Source organism: Novosphingobium piscinae (genome assembly GCF_014230355.1).
Lineage (GTDB): Bacteria > Pseudomonadota > Alphaproteobacteria > Sphingomonadales > Sphingomonadaceae > Novosphingobium > Novosphingobium piscinae.
In genome coordinates this window covers 11,781-34,435 of the sequence record NZ_JACLAX010000005.1, presented here as the reverse complement: position 1 = coordinate 34,435, position 22,655 = coordinate 11,781, and the positions used below count along the sequence as shown (strand labels likewise).

General features: G+C 69.3%; 15 protein-coding genes. 12 read left to right on the top strand and 3 right to left on the bottom strand.

Features of this window, described 5'->3' with window-relative positions; genetic code table 11:
• Positions 1–3: 3 nt before the first annotated feature.
• The 9 genes from H7F53_RS06595 to H7F53_RS06555 all read left to right on the top strand — a co-directional run bounded on the left by H7F53_RS06595 (position 4) and on the right by H7F53_RS06555 (position 13,835).
• A complete protein-coding gene (locus H7F53_RS06595; protein WP_185678697.1) occupies positions 4–2,070 on the top strand; it encodes an alpha-glucosidase in 2,067 nt (688 codons plus the stop codon).
• The gene (locus H7F53_RS06590; RefSeq protein ID WP_185678696.1) at positions 2,067–3,080 is read left to right on the top strand and encodes a LacI family DNA-binding transcriptional regulator; all 1,014 of its coding nucleotides are present in this window, start codon (positions 2,067–2,069) and stop codon (positions 3,078–3,080) included. Before H7F53_RS06595 ends, H7F53_RS06590 begins: the two co-directional genes overlap by 4 nt.
• The gene (locus H7F53_RS06585; RefSeq protein WP_185678695.1) at positions 3,077–3,991 is read left to right on the top strand and encodes an aldo/keto reductase; all 915 of its coding nucleotides are present in this window, start codon (positions 3,077–3,079) and stop codon (positions 3,989–3,991) included. Before H7F53_RS06590 ends, H7F53_RS06585 begins: the two co-directional genes overlap by 4 nt.
• 36 nt (positions 3,992–4,027) lie before the next feature.
• On the top strand, positions 4,028–5,116 hold the full coding sequence (locus H7F53_RS06580; protein ID WP_185678694.1) for an LLM class flavin-dependent oxidoreductase: 1,089 nt from the start codon (positions 4,028–4,030) through the stop codon (positions 5,114–5,116).
• A 167-nt stretch (positions 5,117–5,283) separates the two neighbouring features.
• A complete protein-coding gene (gene glpD / locus H7F53_RS06575; protein ID WP_185678693.1) occupies positions 5,284–6,822 on the top strand; it encodes a glycerol-3-phosphate dehydrogenase in 1,539 nt (512 codons plus the stop codon).
• A gap of 17 nt (positions 6,823–6,839) precedes the next feature.
• Positions 6,840–8,318, top strand: a complete 1,479-nt coding sequence (gene glpK, locus H7F53_RS06570; protein ID WP_185678692.1) for a glycerol kinase GlpK — start codon at positions 6,840–6,842, stop codon at positions 8,316–8,318.
• Positions 8,319–8,575: 257 nt separating this feature from the next.
• Positions 8,576–10,831 (top strand): TonB-dependent receptor, encoded by a 2,256-nt coding sequence (locus H7F53_RS06565; RefSeq protein WP_185678691.1) that lies wholly within the window; start codon positions 8,576–8,578, stop codon positions 10,829–10,831.
• Between the two features lie 119 nt (positions 10,832–10,950).
• Positions 10,951–12,855: a glycoside hydrolase family 2 protein gene (locus tag H7F53_RS06560; protein ID WP_246438641.1), complete on the top strand. Its 1,905-nt coding sequence runs from the start codon at positions 10,951–10,953 to the stop codon at positions 12,853–12,855.
• Between the two features lie 44 nt (positions 12,856–12,899).
• Positions 12,900–13,835, top strand: coding sequence for an alpha/beta hydrolase (locus H7F53_RS06555; protein WP_221773620.1), 936 nt, complete (start codon positions 12,900–12,902; stop codon positions 13,833–13,835).
• Positions 13,836–13,913: 78 nt separating this feature from the next.
• Here H7F53_RS06555 and H7F53_RS06550 read toward each other — a convergent pair whose 3' ends face one another.
• The 3 genes from H7F53_RS06550 to manD form a co-directional block, all read right to left on the bottom strand.
• Positions 13,914–16,346, bottom strand: coding sequence for a glycoside hydrolase family 31 protein (locus tag H7F53_RS06550; protein ID WP_185678688.1), 2,433 nt, complete (start codon positions 16,344–16,346; stop codon positions 13,914–13,916).
• A 5-nt stretch (positions 16,347–16,351) separates the two neighbouring features.
• Positions 16,352–17,599 (bottom strand): MFS transporter, encoded by a 1,248-nt coding sequence (locus tag H7F53_RS06545; protein WP_185678687.1) that lies wholly within the window; start codon positions 17,597–17,599, stop codon positions 16,352–16,354.
• A gap of 65 nt (positions 17,600–17,664) precedes the next feature.
• Complete coding sequence (manD, locus tag H7F53_RS06540) at positions 17,665–18,873, bottom strand: D-mannonate dehydratase ManD (protein WP_185678686.1); 1,209 nt, start codon at positions 18,871–18,873, stop codon at positions 17,665–17,667.
• A gap of 109 nt (positions 18,874–18,982) precedes the next feature.
• Here manD and H7F53_RS06535 point away from each other — a divergent pair, with 109 nt between their 5' ends.
• From H7F53_RS06535 to H7F53_RS06525, 3 genes are all read left to right on the top strand, one after another.
• Complete coding sequence (locus tag H7F53_RS06535) at positions 18,983–19,753, top strand: FCD domain-containing protein (protein WP_185678685.1); 771 nt, start codon at positions 18,983–18,985, stop codon at positions 19,751–19,753.
• Positions 19,754–19,851: 98 nt separating this feature from the next.
• Complete coding sequence (gene uxaC, locus H7F53_RS06530) at positions 19,852–21,273, top strand: glucuronate isomerase (RefSeq protein ID WP_185678684.1); 1,422 nt, start codon at positions 19,852–19,854, stop codon at positions 21,271–21,273.
• Entirely contained in the window at positions 21,270–22,655 is a 1,386-nt protein-coding gene (locus H7F53_RS06525) for a mannitol dehydrogenase family protein (RefSeq protein WP_343061958.1), read from the top strand. Before uxaC ends, H7F53_RS06525 begins: the two co-directional genes overlap by 4 nt.

The window sequence follows — 22,655 nt, the reverse complement described above, 5'->3', positions numbered from 1 at the left end:
ACGATGCGACCGAGCGTGAACGAGGCGCCGGAGCTGGCGGTGAGGTGGACTGGAGTGGGCGTGGAAACGGGATTTGTGGCGCGGGAGGACGGGTTCGACCTGCGATTCGCCGGCCGGACCGTGCTGCGCCACCGCCCGGCCTGTCCGGCGGTGGCGATCGGCCGGGGCGATCCGGCGATCACCATGTTCCGCGGCAACTATCGAATCGAGGACAGTCCCGAGCCCCTGGCCGCGCCTGCCGACTGGGCGCTGTACGAAGACGCGGTGGTCCTGTCGGACCGGGCCGGTCCCGCCGTGCGGCTCGGCCTCGTCGGCAACCGGCTGACGGTCGCCGCGCTGCGCCCCGGGGCCGACCGGCTCACGGTGCGCTTCGCGGCCGAGCCGGACGAGGCCGTCTGGGGCGGCGGCGAGCAGATGAGCTACCTCGCGCTCAACGGCCGCCGGTTCCCGATCTGGACCAGCGAACCCGGGGTCGGCCGGGACAAGTCCACCGCCTTGACCCGGCGGATGGACGAGGAGGGCATGGCCGGCGGGGACTACTGGACGACCAACTATCCCCAGCCGACCTTCCTCACCGCACGCTGGCTGGCGGTGCATCTGGCCGAGGCCTGCTACAGCGTGCTCGATTTCACCGATCCGGCGCACCACGTGGTCGAGGCGTGGCGGAGCGAGGCGGTGTTCGAGCTGTTCGCGGATACCGGCCCCATCGGCCTGGTGGGCCAGCTGTCCACCCGGTTCGGCCGCCAGCCTGAACTGCCCGACTGGGCGATCGGCGGGGCGATCGTCGGGCTGAAGGCCGGGACGGACAGCTTCGCGCGGCTCGAGCGGTTCCTGGCCGCCGGGACTGCGGTGTCCGGGCTATGGTGCGAGGACTGGGCCGGCATCCGCGAGACCAGCTTTGGCCGCCGCCTGTTCTGGGACTGGCACGTTGGCGCGCGCAGCGCGGCGCGCTATCCGGACCTGACCGCTCGCATCGCGGCGCTGCGCGAGCGGGGAATCCGCTTCCTCGCCTATGCCAATCCCTACCTGGCGGCCGATGGCGACCTGTTCGCCGAAGGCCTGGCCGGCGGCCATTTCGCGCTGCGGCAGGACAGCGACGAGGTCTACCTTGTCGATTTCGGCGAATTCGACTGCGGCGTGGTCGATTTCACCCGGGCCGAGACCCGGGCCTGGTTTGCCGAAAGGGTGCTGGCCCGCGAGATGCTCGATCGCGGCATGGCCGGGTGGATGGCCGATTTCGGTGAGTATCTGCCCACCGACGTGCGGCTGGCCGATGGCTCGGATCCGATGGAGGCGCACAACCGCTGGCCGGTGCTGTGGGCCGAGGTCAACGCCATGGCGCTGGCCAGCCGCGGGCTCACCGGCGAGGCGCTGTTCTTCATGCGCGCCGGCTATTCCGGCGTGCAGGCGCAGTGCCCGCTGCTCTGGGCGGGCGACCAGTCGGTGGACTTCACCCGGCATGACGGGATTGGCACTGTGCTCACCGGGGCGCTTTCGGCCGGTCTGGTCGGCAATGCCTACAGCCATTCGGACTGCGGCGGTTACACCTCGCTGCACGGCAATGTCCGCAGCGCCGAGCTGCTGCGGCGCTGGGCAGAACTGGCTGCCTTCGCGCCGGTGATGCGCAGCCACGAGGGCAACCGCCCCGACGACAACCTGCAGTACGATTCCGCCCCCGAGCTGCTCGCCTGCTTCGCCCGCTGGAGCCGGGTCCACGCCGCCCTCGCGCCCTATGTCCGCCACCTCGCCGGCGAGGCGCGGGCAACCGGCCTGCCGCTGCAGCGGCCGCTGTTCCTCCACTATCCCGCAGACCCGGCGCTGCATGCGGTGCAGGACCAGTATCTCTACGGTGCCGACCTGCTGGTCGCCCCGGTGATCGAGGCCGGGCAGACTGCGCGCCCGGTCGTGCTGCCGGGCGAGGGGGTCTGGCGCCATGTCTGGAGCGGGGCGGACCTGGCCGCCGGTACTCACGTGGTCGCCGCGCCGTTTGACCAGCCGCCCGTGTTCTACCGGCCCGACAGTGCCTTCGCCGCGCTGTTCGCCGCCCTGCCGGAGGCGCTGGCCGCATGAGCGAGCGCGCCAATATCCGCGATGTCGCCGCGCGGGCGGGCGTGGCGGTCAAAACCGTCAGCCGCGTGCTCAACGGCCACCCCTATGTCAGCGCCGAAACGCGCAGCCGGGTCGAGGCGGCGATGGCCGCGCTCGAGTTCCGGCCAAGCGTGGCGGCGCGGATCCTGTCGGGCGGCAAGTCCAACCAGATCGCGCTGATCTATGACAACCACAGCCCCTACTACATGTTCCAGATCCAGACCGGCTGCTGGGACCTGTGCCGCGAGAAGGGGGTGCGCCTGCTGGCCCAGCCGGTCGACGTGGCCGATCCGCTGGTTGGCGAGCAGGTACGCGGGCTGGTCAGCGAGAGCCACGTCGACGGCATCATCCTGTCCTCGCCGGTGACCGATTGCGAGGCCGTGCTCAAGGCGCTCGACGCGATGGACATTCCGTTCGTGCGGATCTCGCCGGGGACCAATCATGCCCTGACCAGCTCGGTCTTCATGGACGACGCGCAGGCCGCGGACGACATGACCACCCACCTGATCAATCTTGGCCACCGCCGGATCGGTTTCATCAAGGGCCATCCCAACCACATGGCCTCGGACGATCGCCTGTTCGGCTACCGCCGCGCGCTTGACCGCGTGGGCATCGCCTTCGAGCCGGCGCTGGTCTGCGACGGCGCGTTCGATTTCGATTCCGGCGTCCGCGCCGGGCATGATCTGCTGGACCAGCCGATCCCGCCAACCGCGATCTTCGCCGCCAACGACGACATGGCCGCCGGCGTGCTGGCCGTGGCCCACGATCGCGGCATCCCCGTGCCGGGGCAGCTTTCGGTTGCCGGGTTCGACGATACGACCCTGGCCCGGACGGTTTGGCCCCCGCTGACCACGATCCACCAGCCGATGGCCGAGCTGGCGCGGACGGCCACCGCGATCCTCATCGAAGGCGGCGAGATCTGCCATCGCCGCCTGCCCCATACCCTTGTCGAGCGCGGCTCCGTCGCGCCCCCAGTCAGGAACCCTGCATGAGCGAACTGCCCCTCCCGCCAGCCACCCGCCGGCTGGGTGCTTCCGATCTTGTCGTCTCGCCGATCGCGTGGGGGATGTGGCGCCTGGCCGACAACGGCCGCACCGCGCGCGAGGCTGCGGCATTGGTCCATGCCGCGCTTGATGCGGGGATCACCCTGCTCGACACGGCCGACATCTATGGCTTCGATGGGGCCGCCGGGTTCGGGGATGCCGAAGCCCTGCTGGGCGAGGTGTTCGCTGCCGAGCCCGGCCTGCGTGCGCGCATGGTGCTGGCGACCAAGGGCGGCATCTGTCCGCCGCTGCCCTACGACCAGAGTTCCGGCTATCTGTCGGCGGCGATCGAGGCTTCGCTGCGCCGCCTGCGGACCGAGCAGGTCGATCTGTGGCAGATCCATCGGCCCGACATTCTCGCCCATCCGCAAGAGGTGGCGCGGACGCTGGATGACGCGGTGGCCAGCGGCAAGATCCGTACGCTCGGCGTATCCAACTTCACCATGCAGCAGACCGAAGCGCTGCAGCATTTCCTCGGCCACAAGCTGGCCACCACCCAGCCCGAGATCAGCCCGTTGCGGATCGCCTGCCTCGAGAACGGCGAACTGGACCAGGCCATGCGGCTTGGCCTGACGCCGCTGGCCTGGTCGCCACTGGGCGGTGGCCGGCTGGCCGCGCCTGCCACCCCGCGCGAGCAGGCGGTGGCGGCCGAGCTTGACCGCATCGGCGCCGCGCAGGGCGTATCGCGCACCGTGGCCGCCTATGCCTGGCTGATGGCCCATCCCGCCGGGATCGTACCGATCGTTGGCTCGCAGCAGCCTGAACGGATCGCCGAGGCGACGCAGGCGGCCCATGTCCGTTGGACCCGTCAGGACTGGTACGCGGTGCTGGTCGCCGCCCGGGGCGAGCGGCTGCCTTAGGGCGGCGGTGCGATCGAAGAACGAAGGAGAGGGATGATGGCCGGACCGCAATGTGAAATCGCCTGGTTCTCGGCGCTGTGCGACGACGACTACGAGTTTCTTGGCGTCCCCGACAAGTATCTGCAATCAAGCTGGGAGCATTGCCGCAACATCGTGCTGCGGGCCGAGGAAGGCGGGTTTGACAACATCCTGCTGCCGTCGGGCTATCAGCTCGGTCTCGATACCACCGCCTTTGCCGCGGCGGTGGCGACGCAGGTGCGGCGCATCAAGCTGCTGTGGGCAACGCGCATGGGCGAGGACTGGCCACCCCAGCTGGCCCGGCGCATCGCCACGCTCGACCGCATCCTCGGGCCCAACGCAGCCGGCACCGGCGGGCGGCTCAACGTCAACATCATCTCGTCCGACATGCCGGGGGAAACGATCGCCTCGGGGCCACGCTATGCCCGCGCGACCGAGATCATGACAATCGTCCGCACCCTGCTGAACGGCGAGCACCTCGATTTTCAGGGTGAGTTCTTCAAGCTCAAGCTCGATCCGCCGCGGATCGGGACGATTTCCGGCAAGTGCCCGGCGTTCTACTTCGGCGGTCTCAGCCATGAAGCCCGCCAGTGCGCCGCCGAGGCGAGCGACGTCTACCTGATGTGGCCCGACACGCTGGACAAGGTGCGCGAGACGATCGCCGACATGAAGGCTCGCGCCGCCACCTTCGGCCGCACCCTGAAGTTCGGCTACCGCGTCCATGTGATCGTCCGCGAAACCGAGGACGAGGCGCGGGCCTATGCCGACCGGCTGCTGTCGAAGCTGGACGAGGAGGCGGGCCGGGCGATCCGCGAGAAGTCGCTCGATGCCAAGAACTTCGGCGTCCAGCGCCAGCAGGAGCTGCGCGGGGCGGCGGATGGCGACGGGTTCGTCGAGGAGAACCTGTGGACCGGGATCAGCCGCGCCCGCTCCGGTTGCGGCGCCGCGATTGTCGGCACGCCCGATCAGGTCCTGGCCAAGCTGCGCGCCTACCAGGCCGAGGGGATCGAGGCTTTCATCCTGTCGGGCTACCCGCACATGCAGGAGGCCGACCTGTTCGCCCGCTATGTGCTGCCGCAGATCCAGCACGGGCCGCTGGTGCTGTGAGCAGCACGGTCCCCAAAGGACGGGCTGTGGCGGGGGCGATCGCTGCTATGGTCAAGGCGACTGGATAAATTGGACTAACCAATTGACGGGCAGGGGACTGTCGCTTAGCAGGCTCCTCGCCCCCGGGAGCGAGGGATGGGCGGGTCTACCGCGAGGATCTTTGGCACATGGTGCAGAACGTGACCCTGCTGGATGGTTCCACCTTCGACCTGCTCGTGGTCGGCGGAGGGATCAACGGCGTCGGGATCGCCCGCGATGCGGTCGGCCGCGGGCTCAGCGTCCTGCTGGTCGAGCGCGACGATCTGGCCGCGCACACCTCCTCTGCCAGCACCAAGCTGATCCACGGTGGGCTGCGCTATCTCGAATACTACGAATTCCGGCTGGTGCGGGAATCGCTGCAGGAGCGCGAACGGCTGATCCGGATCGCCCCGCACATCTCCTGGCCGCTGCGCTTCGTCCTGCCCCAGCCCGAGGGCGGGCGGCCGGGCTGGATGATCCGCATCGGGCTGTGGCTCTACGATCACCTCGGCGGGCGCCAGTCGCTGCCTGCCTCGCAGGGCGTCGACCTGGCTGATCCCCGCTGGGGGGCCGGACTGAAGCCCGGGCTGAAGCGCGGCTTCGCCTATTCCGATGCGTGGGTCGACGATGCCCGGCTGGTGGTGCTCAACGCGATCGATGCGGCCGAGCGTGGCGCCACGATCCTGACCGGGACCGCGATGACCGGTGCGCGCGTGGAGGGCGATGCCTGGCGCGTCGCGCTGGCGCCCAACCCCGCCCGCGCCCGCCCCGGGATCGCCGCTCCGGTCGAGGTGCAGGCCCGCGCGATCGTGAATGCCGCCGGGCCCTGGGCCGGTCACCTGCTCGACGGGGTCGACGGCGTGTCGCGCGAGGGCGGGGTCACCCTGGTCAAGGGCAGCCACATCGTTGTCCCGCAGCTCTATCCCGGAGCCCATGCCTTCATCCTGCAACAGCAGGACGGGCGGATCGTCTTCACCATTCCCTACGAGCACCGCTATACGCTGATCGGCACGACCGACGTGCTCGTCGGCGCCGATCAGCGCGACCGGCCGGAAATCTCGCCGGAAGAGACCGACTATCTCTGCGCCGCGGTCAACCGCTACTTCGCCCGCGAGATCGGCCCGGACGACGTGGTGCGGAGCTATTCCGGGGTGCGGCCGCTCTATGACGACGGCACCGCCGACGCCAAGGCGATCACGCGCGACTACGTGCTGCAACTGGGCCGCAAGACGGGCCCGCAAGTGTTGAGTGTGCTGGGCGGCAAGCTGACCACCTACCGCCGCCTGGCCGAGCATGCGCTGGAGAACCTCCAGCCCTGGCTTTCCGGGTCGGGCCAGGGGTGGACGGACACGGCGCCGCTGCCGGGCGGCGATCTGCCGCCCGGCAGTTTTGCCGACTTTCTCGCGCAGTGCCGCCAGCGCTGGCCGTTCCTGCCGGCTGCGGTGGCCGAGCGCCTGGCCCATGCCTATGGCACCCGCATCGAGCGGATCATCGGGACGGCGACCGACTGGGCCGGACTGGGCGAGGACTTTGGCCAGGGCCTGACCGCAGCCGAGGTGGCCTACCTGTGCGATCACGAATGGGCCTGCGACAGCGACGACATCCTGTGGCGCCGCACCAAGCTGGGGCTCGGCGCGGATCCCGCCCTGGCGCGGAGACTGGCCGAGTGGCTGGCGGCAAACCGCTGAATTCGGGGGAGGGGAGCATGGGCAAGTCCATTCTGGCGATCGATCAGGGCACCACCTCGACCCGGGCGCTGGTGTTCGCGGCCGACCGCCGGGTGATCGCGACGGCGCAGCAGGAGTTCGCCCAGCACTATCCGGCCGACGGCTGGGTCGAGCACGATCCCGAGGACATCTGGCGCGATACCCTGGCGACGGCGCGTGGCGCGCTGGCCGAGGCGGGGCTCGCACCCGGCGAGATCGCGACGATCGGCATCACCAACCAGCGCGAGACCGTGGTGCTGTGGGACCGCGCCACCGGCGCGCCGCTGCACCGGGCGATCGTCTGGCAGGACCGGCGCACCGCCGCGGTCTGCGCCGAACTCCATGCTGCCGGGCACGAGGCCATGGTCCAGGCGAAGACCGGCCTGCTGCTCGATCCCTACTTCTCGGCGACCAAGCTGGCTTGGCTGCTCGACACCATTCCCGGCGCGCGGGAGCGGGCCGAGCGGGGCGAACTGGCGTTCGGGACGATCGACACCTTCCTGCTGTGGCGCCTGACCGAGGGGCGCAGCCACAAGACCGACGTCACCAACGCCAGCCGCACGCTGCTGTTCGACATCCATGCCCAGCGCTGGTGTCCCGACCTGCTCGCCCTGTTCCGCATCCCGGCAGCGGTCCTGCCCGAGGTCTGCGACAGCGCGGCGGACTTCGGCACCACGACCCTGCTGGGCGGCGAGATCCCGATCACGGGGATCGCCGGCGATCAGCAGGCCGCGCTGGTCGGTCAGTCCTGCTTCGCCCCCGGGCAGGCCAAGATCACCTATGGCACGGGCGGCTTCATGCTGCTCAACACCGGGGAGCGCCCGGTCGCCTCGGGCGCGCGGTTGCTGACCACCGTGGCCTATCGGATCGACGGCACCGCGCATTATGCGCTGGAGGGGTCGCTGTTCGTGGCGGGTGCGGCGATCAAGTGGCTGCGTGACGGGCTCGGGATCATCGTCGCGGCGCGCCAGACCCAGGAGATGGCGGCCCGGCTGCCCGACAACGGCGGGGTCTACATGGTGCCGGCCTTCGTCGGCCTGGGCGCCCCGCACTGGTGCACCGAGGCCCGGGGCATGCTGACCGGGCTGACGTTCGACAGCGGACCGGCTCACATCGCCCGCGCCGCGCTCGAATCGGTCGCCTTCCAGACCGCCGACCTGGTCGCCGCCATGCAGCGCGACGGGGCGGGCGCGCTGGCGGCGCTGCGCGTCGATGGCGGCATGGCGGCGAACGACTGGTTCTGCCAGTTCCTCGCCGACATTCTCGACATCAGCGTCGAACGCCCCGCCAACCTGGAAACCACCGCGCTCGGCGCGGCCATGTTGGCGGCCCATGCCGTGGGGGCCTGGGCAGGGGTGCTCGACAGCGCGGCCGGGACCGAGGGCCTGACCCGCTTCACGCCCGCAATGGGGGCGGCCGAGCGGGCCCGGCTGGTCGGTGAATGGCAGGCGGCCATCAGGCGGGCGACCCTGGCCTGAGCAGTCCTGGCCTTCGCACAACTGGATTGACCAATTAGCGAGTGATGCGGCCCTCCAGCTTGGGCTGAACCGGGCCTGGTACCGCTTCATCGGCTATTCTTTGCTCATAAACCATTGAAATAAAAAATGGTTTTGCGCGGTAGACCAAATTTTGCGCCAAGCAGGGGTCCCGGCTTGCATTTGGTCAGGCCATTTTGTATGACCGATCCCGACTTCCTGACCGGAAGCCCAATGTGCGTGGATGAGGGATGGACATGATGAAGCTTCGCAACACCGTGGGTCGGGCCGCGCTGGCCATCGGCCTGACGATCGCCGCTCAGCCGGCTATGGCTCAGAGCAGCCCCGCGGCGGGTGGCGCGGACGCCTCCGACACCGGTGAGATCATCGTGACCGCGCAGAAGCGCGCCGAGAACGTCCAGCAGGTGCCGCTCGCGGTGTCGGTGCTCAGCCCCAGCCAGCTGCAGGCCGCCGGCGTGCGCCAGTTCCAGGATCTGACCAAGCTGTCGCCCTCGCTGACGATCCGTCCCGCCGAGCATCCGGTCAATGCCAACGTTTCGCTGCGCGGCGTCGGTACCTTCGCCTTCGGCATCGGCGTCGAGCCCAGCGTCGCCGTGCTGGTCGACGAGGTGCCGCTGGCCTTCCAGGCCCGGGCCTTCACCGACCTGCCCGACGTGGAGCGGATCGAGGTGCTGCGCGGTCCGCAGTCGACCCTCTACGGCAAGTCGGCCTCCGCCGGCCTCATCAACATCATCACCCGCGGTCCGACCGACACGTTCAACATCCGCGTCAACGGCACGGGCACGACCGACGGCGAGGTCGGCGCCAACTTCAGCGCCTCCGGCCCGCTGGGCGAAACCCTCGGCTACGTGCTGTCGGGCAGCTATTCGAAGTGGGACGGCAACGTCCGTAACCTCTTCAACAACCAGAAGGTCAACGGCAACCAGACCTTCAACACCCGCGCCAAGCTCCGCTGGGAGCCCAGTGATACGGCCAGCCTGACGCTGACCGCGAACTACCTCAAGGGCGATACCACGGTGGGCCGTCCGTTCGTGCGGATGGGTGCCAATGCCCTGCTGCGCGGCACTGCGGGCCTCACTCCCGCGGTCACCCTGCCGGGCGTGGTGATCAACGAGGACAACCAGACCATCAGCAACAACTTCCCGGCCAGCACCAGCTACAGCGGCTGGGGTGGCAACCTGCGCGGCGAGTTCGAGCTGGGTAACCATTCGCTGGTCTCGATCACCTCCTACGACAAGTTCCGCCTCGACGACTTCCTCGACCAGGACGACACGTCCTCGACCGCGGCGGTTGGCGCGAACATCCAGGTCGGTGCGTTCAAGTCGAAGCTGTTCACCCAGGAGTTCCGCCTGCTGTCGCCGGGTGACCAGCCGTTCCGTTACACGCTGGGTGCCTACTACGCCTCGGTCCGCTTCGACCGGCCGTTCCTGCGCGGTCCGGCCTTCTCGCTGGCCGACTGGACGGCCTATTCGAAGTCGGACCAGATCGCCGGGTTCGTCCAGGCCGACTGGGAGTTCATGCCCAATGCCACGCTGACCGGCGGGGCCCGTCTGCAGAACGAGAAGATCCGTTATGCCTTCACCAGCCGCGCCGCCCCGGTCGGCACCTGGTCGGGCAACGCCTCGGACACCGCGGCGACCTGGCGGGCGAGCCTCAAGTACGAGTTCAGCCCGACGGTGAACGTGTTCGGCACGGTCTCGACCGGCTACAAGGGCCAGACCTACGACCTGACCACCGGCTTCAACAACAACCGCGCCGCCGCCGGGCCGATCAAGCCCGAGAAGTCGCGCGATATCGAGGTCGGCATCCGCAGCCAGCTGTTCGACCGCAAGGTTACGCTCAATGTCACCCTGTTCGACACCGCCTATCGCAACCTGCAGGCCCAGACCATCGAGACCCTGGCCGATGGCACGGCCAACTTCCGCCTCACCAACGTCGGCAAGCTGTCCACCAAAGGCGTCGAGATCGACACCCTGGTCCGGCCGAACGACACGTTCAGCATCAATGGTTCGTTCGCGATCCTCGACGCGACCTACACCGACTTCCCGGTTGCGCCGTGCTTCCCGCTGCAGACCGCGGCACAGGGCTGCACCACCGTGGCAGGTCAGCCTTCGCGCCAGAACCTGACCGGCGAGCGGGCGGTCCAGGCCCCCGAGTTCAAGTTCTCGATCGGGGCGGAGTTTACCCCGTCGCTCACCGATACGCTGCGCGGCGTGGTCCAGGCCAACTGGCAGCATACCAGCAGCGTGTTCTATGTGGCGCGCGATCCCGAGACGTTCCAGCCAGCCTATTCGATCGTGAACCTGGGCCTCGGCGTGCGCGACGAGGATCGCAAGTGGGAGGTCACCGCCTTCGTCAACAATCTGTTCGACCAGGAGTACTTCCCTTCGCTGGCCAACAGTGCGGGCAACTGGGGCAACAACCAGGCCACCCAGGTGCTGCTGCCGCGTGACTTCCGCCGCTATGGCGGAATCCGCTTCAACCTGAACTACTAAGCCGCACGGGCCGGCTGGAGCGGGAACGGAACCCCGCTCCGGCCGGATGCGTTGCGGGTCCGACCAGTAAGGCACTCCGCCGTCAGCCGCGGAGGCCGTGGAAGATGGAGGCGATGTGCATGCGCTACGGCAGTCTGGGGCGTTTCGTTTGTCTGGCGGCGGCTGGCTTGGCTGCGTCGGGGGCCGCGCTGGCCCAGTCTCCCGCCGCTCGGCTGCCACTGGCCACCGCCGCGACCGAGCCGCTGCTGGTCGCCGCCGATCTGCGCGAGGGCACCGACCTGTCGGGCGAATGGCGCTATTCGATCGATCCCTACCGCTCGGGCATTGCCGGTTTCCACGGCGAGACCCCTGACCGCGGCCAGCAACGCTGGCTCGACGTCGATGTCCGCAAGGCCATGGCCGAGGACAACCGCACGCTGTTCGAGTTCGACCTGGCCCATTCGCCTGCGGCACAGCTGCCTGGCTCGTGGCTGGCGGCTACCCCCGAGTTGCGGCACTATCAGGGCCTGGTCTGGTACCAGCGCAGCTTCACCGTCGCGCCGGGCCGCAAGGGGCGTACCTTCCTGCGCTTCGGCGCGGCCAACTATGCCACGGTGGTCTATCTCAACGGCCAGCCGCTCGGGCGTCATGAAGGCGGCTTCACGCCCTTCGCCTTCGAGGCGACCACGGCGCTGCGCGACGGCGAGAACCAGATCACCATCGGGGTCGATTCCGCCGCGACCGCGGCCACTGTGCCGCCGCCGGTGACCGACTGGGAAAACTATGGCGGGATCACCCGCGAGGTCCGCCTGGTCCAGACCCCGGAGACCTACGTCGACGATGCCTGGGTGCGGCTGACGCGCGACGGCAAGCTGGCGGTCGAGGCCCGGCTCAGGGGTCCGGCCGCGGCCAATGCTCCGGTCCGTCTCGCCATCGGCGAGCTGAAGCTCGAGCTGGCCGGCAAGACCGACGCGATGGGAACCTGGCGCGCGACCATGACCGCACCGCGTGCGCTGGTGCGCTGGTCGCCCGAACAGCCCCGGCTCTATGACGTGACGCTCAGCGCCGGGGATGACCGCTGGCGCGACCGCATCGGCTTCCGGACCATCGAACGCCGTGGTCCGGATCTGCTGCTGAACGGCAAGCCGTTGTTCCTGCGTGGCATCTCGATGCACGAAGAAGAGATCGGGGCCAATCCGGCGCGGATCATCACGCCGGCCAACGCGCGCGCGCTGCTGGGCGAGATCAAGACCGGCCTGAACGGCAACTATGTGCGCCTGTCGCACTATCCCCATTCCGAGGTGATGACCCGCGCGGCGGATGAGCTGGGCCTGCTCGTGTGGAGCGAGGTGCCGGTCTACTGGATGGTGGCGTGGGACAACCCGGCGACCCTTGCGACCGCGCGCAACATGCTGGCCGAGAACATCCTGCGCGACCGTAACCGCGCCTCGGTGGTGATCTGGAGCGTCGCCAACGAGACCCCGGTGAGCGAGGCGCGCAATGCCTTCCTGCGCACCCTGGTCAGCGACACGCGCCGGCTGGACGATACGCGACTGGTCAGCGCGGCGCTGCTGGTCGAGCGCGATCGCGCGGCGGCGGTGCCGACCATGACCATGGTCGATCCGCTGGCCGCCGATCTCGATGTCCTTTCGATCAACACGTACAACGGCTGGTACACGCAGGATCGCCTGACCGATCTGCCGGGCAGCGTCTGGCGCGTTCCGGCAGACAAGCCGCTGGTGTTCTCGGAGTTTGGCGCCGATGCCAAGGCCGGATTCCACAGCCCCGACCGGCAGCAGAAGTTCTCGGAGGAGTTCCAGGCGGAATTCTATCGCAAGACGCTGGAAATGGCTGATCGGGTGCCTACACTGCGCGGCATGTCACCCTGGATCCTCAAGGACTTTCGCTCGCCCCGCCGCCAGAACCCGGATTTCCAGCAAGGCTGGAACCGCAAGGGGCTGATCTCCGAAACCGGCGTGCGCAAGCAGGCCTTCGCCGTGCTGGCGGATTATTATGCCCGCAAGGCGGCCGTGGGCGCGCGATGAACCCGGCCTCGTCTCGGCGCCCTTGGTCTCAACGCGCAGGGTCGGTGCTGGCCCTCGCGGCACTGGCGCTGTCGGTTCCGCTGCAGGCGCAAGCGCCCGCCACGACGGCTCCCGTCAGCCCGGCACCGGCGCCCGGAAGCTGGGTGGACCTGATCCAGCCCATCGCCGTGCCGGCCGAGCCGGGCGCCGTGGTGCTGCCGCTCGGCACCACGCTGCCCGGCGGGCAGGCCGAGGCCTGGGCACAGCAGACGCCCGACCAGCGGATCGCCTACAATGTCAGCCAGCCCATGCTGGTGCCGGTGCCGAGCTCGCTCCCGGCCGATCGCACAGCCCCGGCCGTGCTGCTGGTACCCGGTGGTGGCTTCCAGTTCCTGGCGATGGACAATGAAGGCTATGACGTTGCGCGCAAGCTCGATCGGCTGGGCGTGCGGGTGTTCATCGTCAAGTACCGCACCGCGCCGCTCACCGGCGGTTTTGCCGGGTTCAAGGCCGCGCTCACCGGGCTGTTCGTCAAGGGTGGTCCGGCACCGCTCGAGGTGGTGCCCCATGCCGTGGCCGATGTGCAATCGGCAATCCGGCTGGTCCGCGCGCGCGCGGCGGAATGGCGGGTCGATCCCAAGCGGCTTGGCGTGCTGGGATTTTCGGCCGGCGCCATCACCGTGCTGGCGCAGACCCTGGCCAACCAGCCCGATACCCGGCCGGACTTCGTTGGCATGATCTATGGCCCGACCGGGAGCGCTCCGGTACCGGCAGGGGCGCCGCCGCTGTTCGCGGCACTCGCCGCCGACGACCGCTTCTTCAAGAGCCAGGACCTTGGCCTGATCGACGCCTGGCGCAAGGCCGGCAGCGGGGTGGAGTTCCACCTTTACAGCGCGGGCGGGCACGGCTTCGCCTCGCACCCCAACGGCACGACCAGCGATGCCTGGTTCGATCAGTATGCGCTGTGGCTCAAGGCCAACGGCCTGCTCTCTGGCCGTTAGCCCACCGGTTTCACCCTGCCTCTGGCAGTCCTCGAGCCGGCCAAGCCTGTCTGACAGGTTTGGCCGGCTTCCTTTTGCTCAGACGGGGCAACTGGCCAGGCGCCGGGTCACGCCCAGCACCTCGGCGGGGGTGAATGCGGCGGGCCGGCCGTTGACCGTCACCGCGCGGTGCTCGGCGGCGGGAAGGATCAGGTCGAGCCGGTCGGTCGGAGGCGGGGTCGTGCCCGTCCAACGTGCGGTGATCGCGATCGTCGCGGGATTGCAGGTCACGGTCAGCGACCACAGCGGCGGCTGCGCCGGGTCGGGCCAGTCCGCACCGCGCTCGTCGAAGCCGCTCCAGGCGAACCCGCCGGTTCCGGCCGGGGGCAGGATCAGCACGGCCGACCGCGCCGTGGCCGGCGCGAAACCGGGGGGCGACAGGTCGAGCAGGTGGGCCGACCCTTCGCGCGCCAGCAGCGGCGGGAGCCCGGTGCAGGGCGCGGCGAGGCTGACGGTCTGGCCGCCCTGCCAGGTGCGGTCGTCGCGCAGGTCGATCCAGCGAGGGCCGGCCGGGAGATAGACCGCCACCTCGGTGACCCCGGCGTCCAGCGCCGGGGCGACCAGCAGGTCGGGCCCAAGCAGATAGGCGTCGCCATCGCGCCACGCCGCGGGATCCCCGGGAAAGTCGAGCCACAGCGGCCGGGTCACCGGCTCGAACCGCGCGTGATGCCGCCACAACAGATCGTGCAGCAGCGGAACCAGGGCATGGCGCAGCTGCATCATTCCGACGATCGCCGGGGTCGCCGCGGGATACATCCAGGGCTCGTTGACCGTGCCGTCGGTGTTCCAGCTGTGGATCGAGAAGCGCGGCATCATGATGCCCGCCTGGACCCAGCGCAGCAGCAGTTCGGGTTCGGGCGCGGGGCCGGCGAAGCCACCGATATCGTGCCCGGTGTTCGACACCCCCGAAAGCGCCAGTCCCAGCCCCATCTTCTGGTTGAAGCGCAGCGTCTTCCAGGCGGTGAAATTGTCGCCCGACCAGGTCTGGGCATAGCGCTGCATTCCGGCCATGCCGCTGCGGGTGACCAGGTAGGGCCGCTCGTCCGGGCGGAAGGCGATCTGCGCCTGACGCGAGGCGCGCATCATCAGCAGGGTCTGGACCGGACGCTCGGCCGCCGCCAGGCGGGGCTGCCCGAACCCGGCGAAGACCGCGCGGCGGTCCCAGATCTCGTATTCGTTGTTGTCGTTCCAGGTGGCGCGGATGCCGTAGTCGAGCAACTGCGCGGTGACCTGCCCGCGCCACCACTCCGCGGCCGCGGGATTGGTGAAATCGATGTAGCTGCCCAGTTCGTCCCAGAACAGGCATTCCACCGGCTGCCCTTCGGCATCGCTGACGAACCAGCCCTTGGCCGCCAGCTCGGCGTAGCGCGGGTGCGACAGCAGCAACGCCGGCTTGATGTTGGGCACCAGCTCGACCCCGGCCGCGGCGTAGCTCGCCACGAACCCGCGGGCGTCGGGGAACTTGTCGGTGTTCCAGTGGAACACGTAGCGCTTGTCGCCGATCGAGGTGTAGCCCGAGGAGAGGTGGAACGAGGTGCAGGGAATGTCGTGCCGCGCCAGCCCCTCGAGGAACTCGCCCATCCGCTCCTGCGCATTGGGCGCGTCGGTATAGGTCATGGTCGAGCCGGAGTAGCCCACGGCCCAGCGCGGCATCAGCGCGGGGCGGCCGGTCAGCCAGGTGAAGCGGCGGACCACCTCGGCCGCATCGGGTCCGGCGACGATGTAATAGTCGAGATCGCCGCTCGCGGCGCGCATGTAGCGGTAGTGCGGGTGGTAGTTGGAATGCTCGTGCCCGAAATCGAACACCGGATCGGCCAGGGTGTCATAGAACAGGCCGTGCGCCTGACCGGCGGCATTGACGGTCAGGACCCAGGGGATCGCCTTGTAGAGCGGATCGTCGGCTTCCGCGTCGTAGCCCATGCAGTCCAGATTGGTCAGCCGAAGCCGCCGTCCGCTGCGGTCGAGCGGGCCGCTGCGCTCGCCCAGGCCATAGTGGCGCTCGCCGGGCTGGCGCTTGAGGTAGTGATAGGTCGCCTCGTCCCACCAGCCGAAGTTGTAGGCCTGGGTCGGGCGGTCCTCGGCGATCAGCTGCCAGCCGGTGCCGTCATGCTGGTGCCAGGTGCAGCGCAGGCCGGTGAGCGCCACGGTCAGGCGCAGCCGCGCGGTGGTCAGGACCAGCAGGCCCGCCGCATCGTCCTCGTCCAGCGCGAAAGCCGGTGCGGCGAAGCCGCGGGTGTCGAGCCGGTCGCGCCCGGGCTCGGGCAGGTCGTCCTGTCCCGGGGCGATGGTCCAGCTGGGCGGGGAGGTGACCGTGCCGTCTGCCAGCAGCAGCACCCGCATCACGTCCTCCTCGAGAACGAACAGGTGGGCCACCGCGCCGGTATCGGCGGTGAGGGTGACGCGGGGGCCGTCGCGGCCGGTCAGCGCGAAGCGGGGCGGGCGGGAGAGGGTGGCGCGGCGGGGAGCGGTCATGGGGGTCAGGCCTTGGCGACCGCCAGGTGGCGGCGCAGCGCCAGCAGCCAGATCGCGCCCAGCAGGTCGAACACGCCCAGGCAGGCGAACAGCGGGGCGAAGCCGATCGTGTCGGCGAACTGGCCGATCAGCAGCGAGAACAGCAGCCCGCCGGTCCACCCGCACATGCCCACCAGCCCGTTGGCCTTGGCGATGTGGTTCTTGGGGAAGACATCGGCCGAGAGCGTGTTGATCAGCACCGAGATCGCCTGGTGGGCGAAGCCGCCGATCCCGAGCAGCGCGATCGCGGCATAGGGGCTGGCGACCAGCCCGACGCAGCCCGGGGCGATCATCAGCACTGCGCCGATCCAGATACCGGCGATGCGCGAGCCTTCCAGCGACAGCCCGCGCCAGCGCTGCAGCCAGGGCGCGAGGTAGCCGCCGAGGATCCCGCCGGCATCGGCCGCAAGGAACGGCACCCAGGCGAACAGGGCGATCTCGGTCAGGTCCCAGCCGCGCTCCTTGGCGAAATAGAGCGGCACCCAGAAGCTGAAGGTCTGCCAGGCCGGCTCGGCCAGGAAACGCGGCACCGCGATCGCCCAGAAGCGGGGCGCGCTGACGATCGCCCGCATCGAGGTGTCCTGGGTCGGCACCGGGCGCTGGCCGGCCTGGATCTCGGCCAGCTCTTCGGGCGAGACAAAGCTGGCGACCTCGGGCGAGCGATAGGTACGGTACCAGACCGCGGCGAAGATCAGCCCCATTCCGCCGGTGACGACGAAGGCGGCCTGCCAGCCCCAGGTCTTGGCGACCAGCGCGGCGATCACCGGCGCGATCACGGCGCCAAAGGCGGTGCCGGCGTTGAACCACCCGGTCGCCACCGAGCGCTCGCGGTCGGGAAACCATTCGCCGATGGTCTTCATCCCGGCCGGGATGACCACCGCCTCGGCCATCCCGAGCAGGCCGCGGAAGGCCGCCAGCGAGAGCCAGCCGCGGGCGAACCCGTGCGCCATGTTGGCCAGGCTCCAGGCCACCGCGAACAGCGCGAAGCCAGCCGTCAGGCCAATCCGGTCGATCAGCAGGCCGCCGATCGGCTGCATCAGCGTGTAGGCCAGCTGGAAGGCGCCGACCACATAGGAGTATTGCTCGGTGGTGATCTGCAGGTCGGTCTTGAGCTGCGGAGCAAGCGCCCCGAGCGAATTGCGCGCGACGTAGTTCAGGATCGTCCCGACCATCACGAGCAGCAGGATGCGTACGCGCGCCGAACGCCAATTCATCGGGCTTGTCCTCTCCTGGTGGGCAGGCCGCCGCGGGCCGTTTCAGCGCCGCGGTGGAGCGGGCCTCACCAGTTCCACATGGTGCCGTCCTCGAGCCGTGCGACCGGGAGGTAGGCGGGCTTGTAGGGGTACTTGGCGGCGAGCGCCTCGTCGATGTCGACGCCGTGGCCGGGGGTGTCGCCGACGAACAGCTCGCCTTGCGCGAAGTGGTAGTCATGCGGGAAGACCGCGTCGGTCTCCTCGGTGTGGCGCATGTATTCCTGGATGCCGAAGTTGGGCACCCAGGTGTCGAAGTGCAGCGCGCAGCCCATCGTCACCGGCGAGAGGTCGGTGGCGCCGTGGCAGCCGGTGCGGACCTGGTAGAGGCTGGCGAGATCGGCGATGCGCCTGAGGTGGGTGAGGCCCCCGGCACCGACCACGGTGGCGCGGATGTAGTCGATCAGCTGGTTCTGGATCAGGTCCTTGCAGTCCCAGATGGTGTTGAAGATCTCGCCCACGGCCAGCGGGGTGGTGGTGTGGTGGCGCACCAGCCTGAAGGCTTCCTGGTTTTCCGCCGGGGTGCAGTCCTCCAGCCAGAACAGCTGGTAGGGCTCAAGCTGCTTGCCCAGGTTGGCGGCCTCCTGCGGGGTGTAGCGGTGGTGCCCGTCATGCAGCAGGTGATGGTCGAAGCCGTAGGTCTTGCGCAGCTGTTCGAACAGCTTGGGGACGTAGTTCAGCGCCTTGCGCGTGTCCCACCCGGTGACCGAGGGCAGGGACGCATCGGCCGGCTCGTAGTAGAGCTTGCCGCGGCCGACCCCATAGGCGTCCTTGATCCCCGGCACCCCCGTCTGGGCGCGGATCGCCTTGTAGCCCAGGTCGATGTAGTGGCCGACCGCCTCGACCGTCTCGGCGATGTCCGCACCATTGGCGTGGCCATAGACCATGATCCCGTCGCGGCTGCGTCCGCCCAGCAACTGGTAGACCGGCATGCCGGCCATCTTGCCCTTGATGTCCCACAGCGCCATGTCGACCGCGCCGATGGCGCGCATCGTCACCGGCCCGCGCCGCCAGTAGGCCCCGCGGTAGAGATACTGCCAGATATCCTCGATCCGGCGCGGGTCCATGCCGATCAGGCAGGGCGCCACATGATCCTCGAGATAGGAGACCACCGACTTCTCGCGCCCGTTGAGCGTGCCATCGCCGATCCCGTAGACGCCCTGATCGGTCTCGATCTTGAGCGTCACGAAATTGCGCCCGGGACAGGTGACGATAACGCGGGCGGAAGTGATTTTCATCGTCTCGTGATCCGAATTGGTCTGCTATGGAGTGCGAAGATTCTTGACCGGTCGCATCTGGCCTGTCAAGTTCGATAAAGTGGTAAGGCCATTTTGGAGTGCCGCCTGCGTGACCGACCTTCTCCCCGACCGCGATCGTGCCTCGTCCGATCGTCTCTACCAGGACCTTGCCCGCAAGCTGATCGCCGAGTTGGCGAGCGGCAATTACGCGGTGGGCGACCGGTTGCCCGCCGAGCGCGAGCTGTCGGTGCAGTACAACGTCTCGCGCCCGACCGTGCGCGAGGCGGTGATCGCGCTGGAAGTGCAGGGTCTGGTCGAGGTCCGGGTCGGCTCGGGTGCCTATGTGAAGCGCCTGCCGGGCAGCAATGACGTCCCCGGCTTCAACATCACCGCGATCGAGCTGACCGAGGCGCGCCTGCTCTTCGAGGCCGAGGCCGCGGCGCTCGCCGCGACCCAGATCAGCCCTGAGGGGCTGGCCGAGCTGGAGGCGCTGGTCGAGGAGATCGAGCGCGAGAACCTCAACCCGCACGGCACCGAGAAGGCCGACCGCGCGTTCCATCTCGCCATCGCCCGGGCCTCACGCAATGCGGCCGTCGCCGAGGCGATCGAGCGGCTGTGGGATCTGCGCGCGCTTTCGCCGGAAAGCGCGCTGCTCCACGAAAAGGCGCGTTCGGCCAACATCAAGCCCGTGGTCGACGAGCACACCGCGATCCTTGTCGCGCTGCGGGCCCATGATCCGGTGGCCGCGCGTTCGGCGATGCGCGCGCACCTCGCCGCCGTGCTCGACAGCCTGCTCTTCGCGACCGAGGAGAAGGCGATCGAGGAGGCCCGCCGCGCCGCCCGCGTCAAGCGCGAGCGCTTCGCCCGGGTGACCAGCTGAGCGCATCGGCGGCTCCGCCAGATTCGCTCATGACACCGGTATCAATGACGGCTAAGGGCGGTTTCCGTCTTTAGCCAACCAGCAGGATATTCCGTTCCATGGCCCGCCCGCTCGTGCTCAATCCCGATCGTCTGTTCCCTGCCGACCCCGCCGTGCGCGACCTGACCCGCGCGCTGTACGCCACGGTGCGCGACCTGCCGATCGTTTCGCCCCACGGCCACACCGATCCCGCATGGTTCGCCGGCAACGCCCCGTTCGGCGATGCCGCCGAGCTCTTGCTGCGCCCTGATCATTACGTCTTCCGCATGCTCTACTCGCAGGGCGTGTCGCTCGACGCGCTGGGCATCGGGCCGGCCAAGGCCACTTATGATCCGCGCGCGGCCTGGCGGATCTTCGCCGATCACTGGCACCTGTTCCGCGGCACCCCGTCGCGGATGTGGCTCGACTGGGTCTTTGCCGAGGCCTTCGGCTTCACCGAGATGCTGGGACCGGACACGGCCGACCAATACTTCGAGACCATCACCGCGGCGCTGGCGAGCGAGGCGTTCCGCCCGCGTGCCCTGTTCGACCGCTTCAACATCGAGGTGATCGCCACCACCGAGAGCCCGCTCGACACACTCGAGCACCACGCCGCGGTCATGGCCGAGAACGCCCGGCCGGGCGGCTGGCAGGGCCGGGTGATCACCGCCTACCGTCCCGATCCGGTGATCGACCCGGAGTTCGAGGGCTTCCGCGCCAATCTGGACCGCTTCTCCGCCCTGACCGGCGAGGATTGCCTGACCTGGCCGGGCTATCTGGCGGCGCATCGCCAGCGCCGCGCCTTCTTTGCCCGGCACGGCGCGACCAGCACCGATCACGGCCATCCCACCGCGCTGACCGCCGATCTCGCCCCGGCCGAGGCCGCCGCGCTGTTCGCCAAGGTGGTCGCCGGGGATTTCACCGCGGCCGAGGCCGAGCTGTTCCGCGCCCAGATGCTGACCGAGATGGCCGGGATGAGCCTTGACGACGGACTGGTCATGCAGCTTCACCCGGGTTCCTTCCGCAACCACAATGCCAGCCTGTTCGCCCGCTATGGTCGCGACAAGGGGGCCGACATCCCCACGCGCACCGACTATGTCCATGCGCTCAAGCCGCTGCTTGACCGCTATGGCAACGAGGCCGGGCTGACCCTGATCGTGTTCACGCTGGACGAGAGCGTCTATGCGCGCGAGCTGGCCCCGCTGACCGGGCACTACCCCTGTCTCCGCCTTGGTCCGGCCTGGTGGTTCCACGACAGCCCGGAGGGCATGCGTCGGTTCCGTCTCGCCACCACCGAGACCGCCGGGTTCTACAACACCGTCGGGTTCAACGACGACACCCGCGCGTTCCTTTCGATCCCGGCGCGGCATGATCTGGCGCGGCGGATCGACTGCGGGTTCCTCGCCGGGCTGGTCGCCGAGCACCGCCTGACCGACTGGGAGGCGGCCGAACTGGCCGTCGAGCTGACCTACACCCTCGCCAAGAAGGCCTACAAGCTGTGACCCGGCTGTCGGCGGCGCATCTGCCGCAGGGCCTGGCCCAGCCGGGTTACGACCGCACCGGGCGGCAGGTCGGGATCGTCCATTTCGGTCTGGGCGCCTTCACCCGGGCGCACCAGGCGTGGTACACCGACCGGGCGATGGCTGCGGCCGGGGGTGACTGGCTCACGCTCGGCGTCTCGCTCCGCTCGCCCGAGGTTGGCGCGCAGCTCAACCCGCAGGACGGGCTCTACACCCTGGCCGAGCGCTCGGGTGCGGGGACCCGCCGGCAGGTGATCGGCGCGGTCACCGAAGTGGTGCTGGCCACGGCCGACCGCGCCCGCGTCGTCGCCGCGCTGGCCGCCCCGAGCACCCATGTGGTCACCTTCACCGTGACCGAGAAAGGCTATTGCCGGCAGCCCGATGGCGCGCTCGATCTCGCTCTGGCCGAGCAGGGGTTTTATCCTTTGCTGGCCGAGGCGCTGGGACAGCGCCGCGCTGCGGGGCAGGGCGGCCTGACCCTGCTCTCATGCGACAATCTCGCCGACAACGGCCACCAGCTGCGCCGCCTGCTGGGTGACTATCTTGCCGCGCGCGATCCCGGGCTGGGCGCATGGACCGGCCAGACCTGCACCTTCCCCTGCAGCATGGTTGACCGCATCGTGCCCGCCACCACCCCCGAGGACCGCGCCGAGGCCGCCGCCGCGCTCGGTGTCGAGGACCGCGGGCTGGTGGTGACCGAACCCTTCAGCCAATGGGTGATCGAGGATGCCTTTGCTGGCCCGCGTCCCGCCTGGGACCTGGTCGGGGCCGAGATCGTCGGCGCGGTGGCGCCCTACGAGACCGCCAAGCTGCGCATGCTCAACGGCGCCCATTCGGCGCTGGCCTATTGCGGGCTGCTCGCCGGCCACAGCTTCGTCCACGAGGCGGTCGGCGATCCGCTGCTGCGGCCGCTGGTGGAAGGTCTGATGCGCGAGGAGGCTCTGCCCACGATCGCCGCTGCCCCGGGGCAGGACCTGTCGGCCTATGCCGACGCGCTGCTCGACCGCTTCGCCAATCCGGCGCTGAACCACAAGCTCAACCAGATCGCGATGGACGGGAGCCAGAAGATCCCGCAGCGCTGGCTGGCCACGCTTGCCGCCCATCAGGCCAGTGGGCGCTGCTGTCCCGCGCTCCTCACCGCCGTCGCGGCCTGGCTGCGCCATGTCCGCGGCGACAACGCGGCCCGCTGGGGCGCGGTCGACGATCCGCGGGCGGCCGAACTGGCCGCGGCCTGGGCGGCCCATGGCGCCGAGGGGATCGTCGCCGCTGTGTTCGGCCCGGAAGGACTGTTGGCCAGCGACTGGCATCCTTCGGCCGACGATCACGCGGTGATCGCCGAGGCACTGGCCGTGTCTCCCACCTGA

What these genes read in the sequence shown, in the direction of transcription:
- H7F53_RS06590 (WP_185678696.1), top strand. Translation starts at nt 2,067, where the DNA reads ATGAGCGAGCGCGCCAATATCCGCGATGTCGCCGCGCGGGCGGGCGTG.
- H7F53_RS06560 (WP_246438641.1), top strand. Translation starts at nt 10,951, where the DNA reads ATGCGCTACGGCAGTCTGGGGCGTTTCGTTTGTCTGGCGGCGGCTGGC.
- H7F53_RS06545 (WP_185678687.1), bottom strand. Translation starts at nt 17,599, where the DNA reads ATGAATTGGCGTTCGGCGCGCGTACGCATCCTGCTGCTCGTGATGGTC.
- H7F53_RS06595 (WP_185678697.1), top strand. Translation starts at nt 4, where the DNA reads ATGCGACCGAGCGTGAACGAGGCGCCGGAGCTGGCGGTGAGGTGGACT.
- H7F53_RS06565 (WP_185678691.1), top strand. Translation starts at nt 8,576, where the DNA reads ATGAAGCTTCGCAACACCGTGGGTCGGGCCGCGCTGGCCATCGGCCTG.
- glpD (WP_185678693.1), top strand. Translation starts at nt 5,284, where the DNA reads ATGGTGCAGAACGTGACCCTGCTGGATGGTTCCACCTTCGACCTGCTC.
- glpK (WP_185678692.1), top strand. Translation starts at nt 6,840, where the DNA reads ATGGGCAAGTCCATTCTGGCGATCGATCAGGGCACCACCTCGACCCGG.
- H7F53_RS06580 (WP_185678694.1), top strand. Translation starts at nt 4,028, where the DNA reads ATGGCCGGACCGCAATGTGAAATCGCCTGGTTCTCGGCGCTGTGCGAC.
- H7F53_RS06550 (WP_185678688.1), bottom strand. Translation starts at nt 16,346, where the DNA reads ATGACCGCTCCCCGCCGCGCCACCCTCTCCCGCCCGCCCCGCTTCGCG.
- H7F53_RS06585 (WP_185678695.1), top strand. Translation starts at nt 3,077, where the DNA reads ATGAGCGAACTGCCCCTCCCGCCAGCCACCCGCCGGCTGGGTGCTTCC.
- manD (WP_185678686.1), bottom strand. Translation starts at nt 18,873, where the DNA reads ATGAAAATCACTTCCGCCCGCGTTATCGTCACCTGTCCCGGGCGCAAT.
- uxaC (WP_185678684.1), top strand. Translation starts at nt 19,852, where the DNA reads ATGGCCCGCCCGCTCGTGCTCAATCCCGATCGTCTGTTCCCTGCCGAC.